Consider the following 12,277-nt stretch of genomic DNA (forward strand, 5'->3'; position numbering starts at 1 on the left):
AGTGATAAATTAGTAAAGCAGCAAACTGTAAGTAATTATGTCATAAAGGATTAGTTTATATAGCCCATACTTTTTAATATGGGCTTTATAAAGAATGAGCTTAGAAGCTAAATTGTGCGGCTAAACGCACGCTTGTGCCTTCACCTACGGTAACGTTATTTAAACCGCCACCGGCTAGGTAGTTTTTATCAAATAAGTTCTCAATGTTTAAACGTAAGTTAATATCTTTGTTACTTAAGTTAAGCTTGTAGGTTGCGCCAATATCAACACGCGTATACCCCTCTTTTGTTACGGTGTTAGCGTTATCGGCAAAACGTTCTCCTTCGTAAAACGCACCGGCATTAAAAGCAATAGCGTCGTTGAGTTCATAACGTGTCCATAAAGAGGCAGACCATTTTGGAGCATCAGTAGGGCGTTTGCCTTCTAATTCTTCATCGCGCTCATAGTTAGCATCTAAATACATGGTTGATGCCATAACAAATAAACGGTCAGTAGCGGCACCTTGAGCTGCAAGCTCAAAGCCTTTATGGCGTTGCTCACCTGCCTGTGTGGTGATGCTGGTTATATCACCGATAGGGTTAATAAGATCTTCGCTCACTAAGGTACCTGTTTTGCTAATATCAAATAAGGCACCGCTAAGCATTAATCGGTCATCAAACAGTTGCCATTTTACCCCAACTTCCTTTTGCTCAGAGGTAATAGCATCGAGCTTCATGCCATTATTAACATCACTTGTATTTACCAATGTTTCGTTTTGCGGCTCAAACCCTTCTGAGTAACTAGCATAAACAGTTGCAGAGGCATGAGGATGGTAAAGTACGCCAACCTTAGGTACGAACGATTCGTTATTGCTGTTTTCTTTACTTTGTTTATCGTAACGACCACCTAGCGATACTTGCCATTCTGGTGAGAATGAAATTAAGTCTTGGATATAAATCCCGTAATAGTTGTAAGCAGACGAGCTAATAGTGTCATCTGACTTGTAACTTATATTAGGGCGATTAGGCTCATTTTGACCGGCAGAAAAATTAATCGTATCAGCAGATGTACGTAATTGGCCGTAGTAATAATCCAGTGAGTTAGCGCCTATAAGTAATTGATGATGCACACCCAAGGTTTCAAATTCGCCAATGAAGTCAATAAAAGCAGTTTTAAACTGCCAATCATCAAAGCGATCGTAAGGACGTGACTGGTAACTATCACCTTCGATAAAGTCACTTGGCTTACGTGGTGCTGACTCAAAGCGCTGACGTTCAAACGTTTGCTCGTTGTAGCCTAAATTTACCTGCCAGTTGTCGGTTAAAAATACCTTAAAATCAATACCCATGTTTTCAACAGTAATATCGGTAAAGGCCCATGACATATCACGAATTGTTTTGTCATCGCCAATAATGTTGGCATCATTATCTATCCAAGCGCCAGTATCTAAGCCTGCTTCGTCATCAGTGCGATCATAATGCACGCGCACTAAGGCGTTATCGCTAATATCGTAATCAACCACTAAGGCACCTAAAAAGCGATCGCGTTCACGGTTATCACCGTTTTGGTATTCTCGCCAGTATTCAACATCTTGTTTTACTAATACACCGCGGGCACGTAGATCTTCAGCCTCGGTAAGTGCGCCGCCAGCATCAAGCATAAAGCGAGTTGAACCATGCTGATCAACATCGGCACTGGCATTAAATAACGTTTGCGCAGTCGGTTTTTTGGTTACCATATTCACTAGGCCACCAGGCCCTGATTGCCCGTATAAAATACTTGAAGGGCCTTTAATAACTTCTACTTGCTCTAAAATCTCAATGGGTTGCTGGTAATGAGACCAATGCTGGTGGCCATCACGCAGGTAGCCGGTTGATGAACTTAATTCAAAACCACGTAAGTTAAACACTTCTCTGTTTCGTTGTTTAGAGCCCGGCGTTAAACTCGCGTCATTACTTAGCACTTCACCTAAGGTTGTTGCTAGTTGTTCATTAACTATGGTGTCTGTAATAACAGTGACTGACTGTGCGGTATCGAGTAATGAGGTAGAGGTTCTCATTGCACCACTGGCATTATCTACTTTGTAGTCGTTGAAGTAACTGCCTTTAACTTCAATACGTTCTATATTTGCGGTGTTGGCAAGTGCATTTGCAGAGGTGCTGGCTAAAAGTGCGATAAAAAGAGGGTTAAGTTTCATTAGTAGCTTCCGGCTTAGGATTATTAGAATAGTAAAACGTCGCAGATCTTAATGAAAATAACTATCATTTGCAATATCTTTATTTGCACTTTTAATCGTGCGTTGTTAATGGTTGCCAATTGTTAATTCTGCTATTATTAGCAGCATATTTATTGAGACTTTTCTCAAGTTATTTTTTGCTATGGAATTTACTGTGACTGCAACTGCTTTTTCATCGTTGGCCTTACCTTCAGGGTTAGTCGATAACTTATCGACACTTGGCTACACCCAAATGACGCCTGTACAGGCGCAAAGCCTTCCGCCTGTTTTAAGTGGCAAAGATATTATTGCCCAAGCAAAAACGGGTTCAGGTAAAACAGCGGCATTTAGTTTGGGCGTTTTAGCCAAACTGAATGTAAAACGCTTTCGTATTCAGTCGTTAGTATTGTGCCCAACTCGCGAGCTTGCAGAGCAAGTGGCGGTTGAGATGCGTAAACTAGCGCGCGGTATTCATAACATTAAGATTTTAACTTTGTGTGGCGGAGTTTCAATTGGCCCACAAATTGGCTCGCTCGAACATGGTGCACATATTATTGTGGGTACACCGGGACGAGTTGACGATCATATTCGTAAAGGTACATTGCGTTTAGATGATGTTGAAACCCTGGTACTAGATGAAGCCGATCAAATGCTTGATATGGGCTTTCAAGACACACTTGATGCCATAATTGAGCGCATTCCAACAAATCGTCAAACGTTGTTATTTAGCGCTACTTTTCCAAAATCAATCGAAGCGATTGCTAAGCGTGTACTTAGTAATCCAGAAATGATTAAAGTAGAAGAGCAGCAAGAAAAAAGCACGATTAAGCAATACTTCTACAAAATGGATAATAATAAACAGCGCTATCCAACGCTTAAGCTGCTACTTCTTAAATTTACCCCGCAAAGCTGTGTAGTGTTTTGTAATACTAAGGTTGAAACACAGCAAGTATGTGATGACTTAGCTGATGAAGGCTTTAGTGCGGTGGCACTGCATGGTGATTTAGAGCAGCGTGACCGTGAGCGCACATTGATTCATTTTGCCAACAAAAGTGCGTCTATTTTAGTGGCTACTGATGTAGCGGCGCGAGGCTTAGATATTGATGACATGGATATGGTGATTAACTATCACTTAGCTCACGATCCACAAACCCATGTACATCGTGTTGGTCGTACCGGACGAGCAGGTAAAAAAGGGATTGCGTGTTCTATTTACGGTGAAGCAGAGCAATTTAAAGTGGCTCAAATTGGTGACCATTACGAGCGTGACTTTACTCCTGAGCCAATGCCATCATATAACCTATTAGATAAGCCGCCATACAAACCTGAAATGGTGACGCTGATGATAGATGCAGGCAAAAAGCAAAAAGTGCGCGCGGGTGATATCTTAGGCGCACTAACTGGAAAAGACGGTGTTGCTGGGCGCCAAGTTGGCAAAATTAACGTGCTTGATAACGTGGCGTTTGTTGCGGTAGAGCGTAATTCATCTAAGCCAGCGTTACGCAAATTAACCGAAGGCAATATAAAAGGACGTAAAATTCGTGCTCGTCGGCTAACGCGTTAACTCTCGATCTAATCTGAGCAACTCGCCTTGAGTTGCTCATACTCTATTTTTAATTGTTTAAACACCTCATTATCACCCCCTTGTTTATCTGGATGATGCTGTACAGCAAGTTGTCGCCAGCGTTTTTGTAATGCCTTTAATGTGACTGGCGGGGTTAATTGCCAACGTGCCAACAATTGTTTTTGTTGCTCATTGTTCAGCGGAATTTCGCGATGGGCAGGCCGACTAAATTGTTGCCAAAAGCTATCTAATAACGCATTGACTTCAGCTGTAGATGTCTCAAAATTTTGCCAGTTTAAGTAATAGTCACGCAGTGGGTCGTTAGGGTGTAGTTGGTTGTAACTGGGATTGTTTACTAGTTCAATATGTAAGCTTTTAACGAGTAATTGCTGTTTTGGCATTAATTGCTGTTGTAGCTGATAAAGCGCATTCATAATTAAAAAATTGCGCTTAAATAGGTCGCGCTCAGGCTCGGTAGCTAACGTATCAAGAAACCCACGTTGTTTTAACTCAGATGCTAAAGTATGAACCATCCACACTTTTTTATTGATTAATAGTTCAAAAATCTCATCTATCAGAGGGTTAAGCATTGTTTACAATCTATTAATTAGTGTATCTTGAATAAATTATCATATACCCAAATAACATGAAACCCCAAGGAGTGGGCGTGAGTGCCTGTTTTGAATTGGTTTAAATTAGATGTTTATACTTGGTTTGGGTGTCATTTTGTTATAGCTAGCAAGGATTTAAGGATATTTTTATGCTGACTCAGTTAAAGCGCATCTGCTTTATTGGCCTTTTGGCTGTTTTAAGTAGTGCACCAAATGACGCTTTATCAAATGAGCAGCCAAGTTTGTTTGAGCAGTTTAACCTTGAACAAACATGGCCTGAAAAGCATCGCCTTGCAACCGATATCTTATCGAACCCTGATGTTCCAAATTTACAACGCATTACTATTTATAGTGATTTAGCTGAGTTGGCGTTTGCGCAGAGTGATTTAGCGAATGCACTCAAATATTTTAAATTGCTAGAGATCAGTAGTACGCTAAAAGATCAGCCTAAGCTTTACTTTCGTGCGATTAAAATGCAAGGAGTTATGCTTTATTATCAAGGGCTAGTGCAACAAGCAGTGGTTGATTATAACCGCGCGTTAAACATCGCTATCACGCTTAAAAACCCGATAAAACAGGCAAATTTACTCAGTAATATTGGGCTTGCTTACTTTGATATGTATAACATGGAGCTGGCTCTTGATTATTATCAGCAAGCCAAAGTCATTTATGAAAAAGAGGGGAGCGCGCAAGATAAAGCCGATATATTACATAATATTGCCGGTATTTATATTCGTCTCTCTCGATATGAATCAGCTCTTGAAATGTACCGTGAGGTTTTAAAAGTTTTTCAAGAACTTGGCGATGAAGATGGTGTTGCCCAAGCATACGGTAATATGGGGGTAGCGTACACAGAATCGAGACAGTACCAATTAGCACTGCATTATAATCAGTTGGCTTTACGTTACTATCAAAGCGTTAATAATGCGTTTCAACTTTCTACCAAACATACAAATTTAGCCACCATCAATCTTAAATTAAATAAATTTGATGTTGCCTTTTATCATGCTAATGCGGGCCAACAATACGCAATAGAAGCGGATAATAAGTCTTTATTAGCGGCAGCGTTACACGTGTTGTCAATTGTTCAATTTGTACAAGGTGATACGCAAAGTGCTAAGCAAACCTCAGAGCGCTCAATTACCCTTGCCAAAGAGTATAATAATGGCATGCGTATTAAAGATGGCTTAGGAATTGAGGCACTGATAAACGCGAGCTTAGGGGATTATGAAAAAGCCTTAAGTTTGCATCAACAGTATGTTGATTATCAACGTAGTGTTAATACCGAAGAAGCCTCAAAAGCGGTTAGTCAATTTCAAATTCAGTTTGAATCAAATCAGCTAAACCAGGAAATTAAGCAATTAAAACAACAACAATACTTACAAGAATTGCAAATAGCTAAGCGTTCACAGCTAACGTTTTTATTGGTGATTGTTGCCATATTGATTTTAATTACGGTAATTGCAGTTTATAAACGCCGCACAGAAAAACAAGCCAAGCTAAAGTTAACTGAGCAAGTTGAACAGCGCACCAAAGAGCTACAAAGTGTGGCACAAGAGCTGCGTGAAGCTAACGAGGTGAAAAGTCAGTTCTTAGCGAATATAAGTCATGAAATTAGAACACCGTTAACTGCGATTTTGGCACAAACTGATGATCTTATCAATGGTCTATACAAGCCTGAGCAGTTACAAGATGAGCTTAGAGTAATACAGCGTCAAAGTGAGCATTTAAAAAGCTTGATTAATGATGTGTTGGATTTAAGTAAGATCGAAGCCAATCGATTAGAACTTAATATTAGCTGTTTTGATGTGGTGCAGCTTATCAACGATATTCACGCTATGTTTTCTCCTCAAACTAAAGCGAAAGGTTTGTCGTTAGTTTTAGAGTGCCAGTTAGATAAATCCTATTTTACGCGATTAGATTTAACGCGAGTAAAACAAATTCTTATTAATTTATGTGCCAATGCCATTAAGTTTACTCATAAAGGGCAAGTAACTATTGGTGTTAGTAAAACGGAGCAAGGGTTACTTTTTTCGATTAGAGACACTGGGATTGGCATGAGCTCATCTCAACTTAAACTTATTTTTGAATGTTTTAGCCAAGCCGATAACAGTATTAGTCGACGTTTTGGTGGCACTGGGTTGGGCTTGAGCTTGTCGCAGCAATTAGCGGCGATGATGGGTGGCTACATTAGTGTGCAGAGTGAGTTTAAAAAAGGCAGTGAGTTTTCATTTTATTTGCCCTGTGTACAAGTTGAAGAACAAAAGTGTTACAACGATCAGCAAGCTAAGTCGGGTGACGGGGAGCGGTTATTATCTGGTAAGGTAGTACTTGCTGAGGATCACAGTGATAACCGTAAACTGATCACTCGTTATTTACACTCACTTGGGCTGGAAGTGATTGCCGTTGAAAATGGTGAGCAAGCAGTAGAGCAAAGTTTAAAGCTGTACCCAGATTTAGTGCTTTTAGATATTCAAATGCCGGTTATGGATGGTATTTCAGCGTTTGAACTACTCAAACAATGTGGTTATGAACAAACTATCTTAGCATTGACGGCCAATGCTATGAGCCATGAAATTGATCATTATTTATCGCTTGGCTTTAGTGACTATTTAGCAAAGCCAATTGATAAAGAGTCTTTTTATACTGTACTAGCAAAATACTTAAATGCTGCAAATACTGAGACACCAACTGAAAAAAATCATGTTGATATGAGTGATTTAGTGACGAGCTTTCAACAGAGTTTAGCCGAAGAAAGCGAGCTTGTTGAGCAGCATTTTAAAGATGCAGATTATCAGGCGCTGCAAAAAGATAGTCACCGAGTATTAGGAGCGGCACAAATGTTCGAGTTTAAAGAGATAGCCATAGCTGCGAAAGCGCTAGACGATGAATTGCTTCAGCCACAACTTAATACACAAAAGCTAACTATATTAGTAAATAACTTACAGGCACTGTTTAAACAATACGAATAAATTAATTTACTCTGAAAACAAAAAAGACACCATTTGGTGTCTTTTTTATTTAAAAACGTTTATTTAACCAGTGTTCAGGTTACTGACGTTTCATCGAATCAAAAAACTCATCGTTGGTTTTACTCATCGATAGCTTATCAATTAAAAATTCCATGGCGTCAATTTCTGACATGTCATGGACTATCTTACGTAAAATCCACAGCTTTTGTAGCTCATCAGGCTTAGTAAGTAATTCTTCACGACGTGTACCTGAGCGGTTAAAGTCGATTGCTGGGAAAACACGTCTTTCCGCAATCTTACGGTTAAGGTGAAGTTCCATGTTACCCGTACCTTTAAACTCTTCGTAGATAACTTCATCCATTTTAGAGCCAGTATCAATAAGTGCAGTCGCAATAATTGTTAAGCTACCGCCTTCTTCAACGTTACGTGCAGCACCAAAGAAGCGCTTAGGTTTATGAAGCGCGTTAGCATCAACACCACCGGTTAGTACTTTACCTGATGATGGAATAACCGTGTTATATGCACGTGCTAGACGTGTGATTGAATCAAGTAAAATAACAACGTCTTTCTTGTGCTCAACTAAACGCTTTGCTTTTTCGATAACCATTTCTGCAACTTGTACGTGGCGAGAAGCTGGCTCATCGAATGTTGATGCAATAACTTCGCCTTTTACTAGGCGTTGCATCTCAGTAACTTCTTCCGGGCGTTCATCAATAAGTAAAACCATTAATGTAACGTCAGGATGGTTATGTGTGATTGATTGCGCAATATTTTGTAGCAACATTGTTTTACCCGCTTTTGGCGGTGCTACTAATAAACCACGTTGGCCGCGGCCAATTGGTGATGCTAAATCAAGAACTCGTGCGGTAATATCTTCTTTACTGCCGTTACCACGTTCCATACGAAAACGTTCGTTTGCATGAAGTGGGGTTAGGTTTTCAAAAAGGATTTTAGTGCGAGAGTTTTCAGGTTTATCAAAGTTAACTTCGTTTACTTTCAGTAGAGCAAAGTAACGCTCACCGTCTTTTGGTGGACGAATAAGACCTGAAATAGAGTCGCCAGTACGCATACTAAAGCGGCGAATTTGACTCGGAGATACATAAATATCATCAGGGCCTGCTAAGTAAGAAGCTTCTGATGATCTTAAAAAGCCAAAACCATCTTGCAAGATTTCTAAAACACCACCACCGAAGATATTTTCTCCGCCTTTGGCGTGGGATTTAAGAATAGCAAAAATGATATCTTGCTTTCTCAAGCGGGCTACGTTTTCGAGCCCCATGGACTCAGCTTGGTTTACAAGCTCTTTTATAGACTTGTCTTTTAATTCGCGTAAATGCATATTGGTGGGTTCTTTATTACAGTTGTCATACTCAAAATCGCTTTATTAGATCGTTGAGTGAGGTTTGTTGAATATAACTAAGGATTAGTTGGCTTTATAAACTAGCAGGTCATTACAGCAGCGTCCAGTACTTCTGCAAAATAAATTTAAAAAAGGGCCGAGAGCCCTTTTTTTAATTAACATTTAGATGTTGTTTTCTAAAAACTCAACTAATTGTGTCTTTGATAGTGCGCCTACTTTAGTGGCAGCTACTTGGCCGTCTTTGAAAAGTAGTAGTGTAGGGATACCACGAATACCAAACTTAGGTGGTGTACCTGCATTTTGGTCAATGTTTAATTTAGTGATCGTTACACGGCCATCAAATTCATCAGCAACTTCGCTTAGAATTGGGGCGATCATTTTACACGGTCCGCACCATTCTGCCCAAAAGTCTACTAGTACAGGTTTGTCTGATTGTAATACGTCAGCTTCAAAGCTATCGTCGGTAATTTGGATTATTTTCTCGCTCATTGCGCTCTCCGGTTTAGTTAGGCGAAATATTTAGTGCGTATTTAAACACTCTTGTTTCTTATTGCAAGTTTAAACGTTATGCTTAAACGCTATGACTAAGACACATTTGACCGATAAAAAGTTTTCAGACTTTGCTATTGCACCGGAAGTGGTTGCCGGGTTAACCGAAAGTGGGTTTGAATATTGCACACCCATTCAAGCTAAATGCCTACCTTTTATTTGTGAAGGACGCGATATTGCGGGCCAAGCACAAACAGGTACAGGCAAAACGTTGGCGTTTTTAACTGCCACGTGCCACCGGTTATTACAATCTAGCAAAGCACCTAGTAAACATCCAAGAGCCCTGATCATGGCCCCGACTCGGGAGCTTGCGATTCAGATACACAAAGATGCAAAAATTTTAGCGCCGCACTGTAATCTTAACTTAGGTTTAGTATATGGTGGCGAAGATTACGAAAAACAACGTGCACAACTAGAAAAAGGCGTTGATATTTTAATTGGCACCACAGGTCGCCTAATCGATTTATATAAGCAAGGCTGTTACACCCTTAATGAAATTGAGGTAGTCGTGCTAGATGAAGCCGATCGTATGTTCGATTTAGGCTTCATTAAAGATATTCGTTATATGTTCCGTCGTATGCCAGATACGTCAGAGCGTTTAAACTTATTATTTTCTGCTACGCTGTCGTACCGAGTACAAGAGCTTGCATTTGAACACATGACTAATCCTGAACATGTGCAAATAGAGCCCGATGTAAAAACAGGTAAACGTATTCAAGAAGAGCTATTTCATCCTTCACAAGAAGATAAAATTAAGCTGTTGTTAACCTTGATTGAAGAAGAATGGCCTGAGAAAGCCATTGTTTTTGCAAATACTAAGCATAGCTGTGAAACCGTATACGCATGGTTAAAAGCAGACGGACATCGCGTGGGCATGCTCACCGGTGATGTTAACCAAAAGAAACGTCAGTCAATACTCGCGCAATTTAGTAAAGGCGAACTAGACTTTTTAGTAGCTACCGATGTTGCTGCACGTGGTTTGCATATTCCAGAAGTAAGTCATGTATTTAATTTTGACTTACCAGATGATTGCGAAGATTACGTTCACCGTATTGGTCGTACAGCTCGTGCAGGCGCTTCAGGTCATGCAATTAGTTTTGCGTGTGAGCAGTATGCTTATAACCTTCATGAAATTGAAGAATACATTGAGCACAGCATTCCATTATCGCATTACGATAAGAGTGCATTGCTAGATGATTTAACGAAGCCGACTATTCATAGAAAGCGTAATTTTTCCACTGGTCCACGTAATCGTAGTAATAACAACGGACGTCGCCCAAATAATGGTTACCAAAAAGGACGGTCTTAACCGACCGTTAGTTTGATCGTATTTGTAACTAGAGGTTTTTGAACGGTGGGGCAACTTAAACCGCAAAAAAATGTATATGCAGTCATTGATTTAGGCTCAAATAGCTTTCATATGCTTATTGCTAAATCAATGGCGGGCGGCCTGCAAACAATAGGGCGCGTCAAACGTAAAGTAAGACTCGCAGCTGGGCTTGATGATAATAATTTATTGAGCTTAGAGGCTATGCAACGAGGCTGGGAGTGTTTAGCCTTGTTTGCAGAGCGGTTGCAAGATATTCCCACGCAAAACATCACCATTGTTGCCACTGCAACACTTCGCTTAGCAACCAACGCCGACGACTTTAAACTACGTGCTGAAGAAATATTAGGGCATAAAGTTAATGTTATTAGTGGCGAGCTAGAAGCGCGAACTATTTATAAAGGGGTTGCGCATACCTCTTCATGTACTGGCAAACAGCTGGTTATTGATATTGGTGGGGCGAGTACTGAGGTTGTTATTGGCCAAGGTTTTGAAGCACGTCACTATAAAAGTCTTAATATCGGCTGTGTGACTTTCCTCGAACGCTACTTTAAAGATTGTCAGTTAAATGAAGCAAACTTTAATGCTGCGATAAAAGCAGCACGAAATGTTATTGATGAAATAGCACCTGAATATAAAACGGCTGGTTGGCAGCTTGCTTCTGGTGCATCAGGAACAGTGCAAGCTATTCAAGAAATTATGGTGGCGCAACATTTAAATGAATTGCTCACTCTTGAAAAGCTATACACCATAAAACAACAATCCATAGCTTATAAAACAATAGCTGAACTCGACTTGCCTGGGTTAAGTGAAGAGCGACGGTTAGTGTTTGTATCTGGGCTGGCTATTTTAATTGCACTATTTGAGTCTCTTGAAATAGAACAAATGGGGTTAGCGGGTGGCGCTCTTCGTGAAGGTGTTTTATATAGCATGCTACCGGAGCTTCATAATACCGACATTCGTCAACGCACTATTGATGGTTTTATGAATCGTTATCATGTTGATCAAAAGCAAGCATCTCGAGTTTCAAGTTTAGCATTACTGCTAGCTAATGAAGTCAGTCAGTATTGGCCGGTTGCAGCGCAAAGTGGATTGCCGCTTTTAAATGCCGTCGCGCAGCTGCATGAAATAGGTTTATTAATAGAGTATAAGCAGTACCATAAACACACCGCTTATATTTTAGAAAATACCGACATGCCTGGTTTTTCGCAATCAGAGCATAAAGTAATTGTTGCTATAGCACATAGCCATCGCTCAGACCTTCAAAAAGGATGCTTAGATCATTTAGGTGCACATAGTAGTGTTGCTGCGTATATTGTTCGACTATTACGTATTGCTGTTATTTTATCGATGCGCCGACAAGATGACGTGTTGCCAAACTTCAAGATAACAGCTGAGAATGAAGAGTTAGCGATTCAATTTGAAAATAATTGGTTAAAAAATCACCCGTTGATGGCAAGTGAGCTAAATCAAGAGATTAAGTATCAGAAAAAATGCGGTTGGAAACTTAAAGTTAGCTAGTTAAACCTACTTTTGCGCAGTTTTTAGTGGTTAAAATGAGCGTTTAGTCTAAATATCCAACGAACAGTCATTTATTTCAAGTTTTCTGCAAAAAAGGGTTGATCTGTTTTCGGATCTCCCTATAATGCGACCCCACTGAGACGGCAGAGCGCAACGCATAGCGAGGCACAAGCTAATCA

8 protein-coding genes are annotated in these 12,277 nt (G+C 40.1%); 4 read left to right on the forward strand and 4 right to left on the reverse strand.

The features are described from left to right. Positions 1 to 100: 100 nt before the first annotated feature. The gene (locus P20439_RS16760; protein ID WP_008468605.1) at positions 101 to 2,176 is read right to left on the reverse strand and encodes a TonB-dependent siderophore receptor; all 2,076 of its coding nucleotides are present in this window, start codon (positions 2,174 to 2,176) and stop codon (positions 101 to 103) included. A gap of 193 nt (positions 2,177 to 2,369) precedes the next feature. Between P20439_RS16760 and dbpA the strand changes: the two genes are divergently transcribed. After that, the gene (gene dbpA / locus P20439_RS16765; RefSeq protein ID WP_036934556.1) at positions 2,370 to 3,758 is read left to right on the forward strand and encodes an ATP-dependent RNA helicase DbpA; all 1,389 of its coding nucleotides are present in this window, start codon (positions 2,370 to 2,372) and stop codon (positions 3,756 to 3,758) included. Between the two features lie 8 nt (positions 3,759 to 3,766). On the opposite strand, the gene P20439_RS16770 is transcribed toward dbpA, so the two are convergent. Continuing rightward, entirely contained in the window at positions 3,767 to 4,348 is a 582-nt protein-coding gene (locus tag P20439_RS16770) for a DNA-J related domain-containing protein (RefSeq protein ID WP_008468608.1), read from the reverse strand. Positions 4,349 to 4,518: 170 nt separating this feature from the next. On the opposite strand from P20439_RS16770, the gene P20439_RS16775 reads away from it, so the two are divergent. Next, positions 4,519 to 7,341: a tetratricopeptide repeat protein gene (locus tag P20439_RS16775; protein WP_008468610.1), complete on the forward strand. Its 2,823-nt coding sequence runs from the start codon at positions 4,519 to 4,521 to the stop codon at positions 7,339 to 7,341. Positions 7,342 to 7,420: 79 nt separating this feature from the next. Here the strand turns inward: P20439_RS16775 and rho are convergent, their stop codons facing one another. Next, positions 7,421 to 8,680, reverse strand: coding sequence for a transcription termination factor Rho (gene rho / locus P20439_RS16780; RefSeq protein WP_008109069.1), 1,260 nt, complete (start codon positions 8,678 to 8,680; stop codon positions 7,421 to 7,423). A gap of 183 nt (positions 8,681 to 8,863) precedes the next feature. Next, a complete protein-coding gene (trxA, locus tag P20439_RS16785; protein WP_008109071.1) occupies positions 8,864 to 9,190 on the reverse strand; it encodes a thioredoxin TrxA in 327 nt (108 codons plus the stop codon). 91 nt (positions 9,191 to 9,281) lie between these two features. Here trxA and rhlB point away from each other — a divergent pair, with 91 nt between their 5' ends. Both rhlB and gppA read left to right on the forward strand, forming a co-directional pair. Continuing rightward, positions 9,282 to 10,559: an ATP-dependent RNA helicase RhlB gene (gene rhlB, locus P20439_RS16790; RefSeq protein ID WP_010392673.1), complete on the forward strand. Its 1,278-nt coding sequence runs from the start codon at positions 9,282 to 9,284 to the stop codon at positions 10,557 to 10,559. Positions 10,560 to 10,604: 45 nt separating this feature from the next. Continuing rightward, a complete protein-coding gene (gene gppA, locus P20439_RS16795) occupies positions 10,605 to 12,098 on the forward strand; it encodes a guanosine-5'-triphosphate,3'-diphosphate diphosphatase (RefSeq protein ID WP_008109074.1) in 1,494 nt (497 codons plus the stop codon). Positions 12,099 to 12,277 lie beyond the last annotated feature (179 nt).

It is taken from the genome of Pseudoalteromonas sp. BSi20439, from assembly GCF_000241165.1.
GTDB lineage: Bacteria > Pseudomonadota > Gammaproteobacteria > Enterobacterales > Alteromonadaceae > Pseudoalteromonas.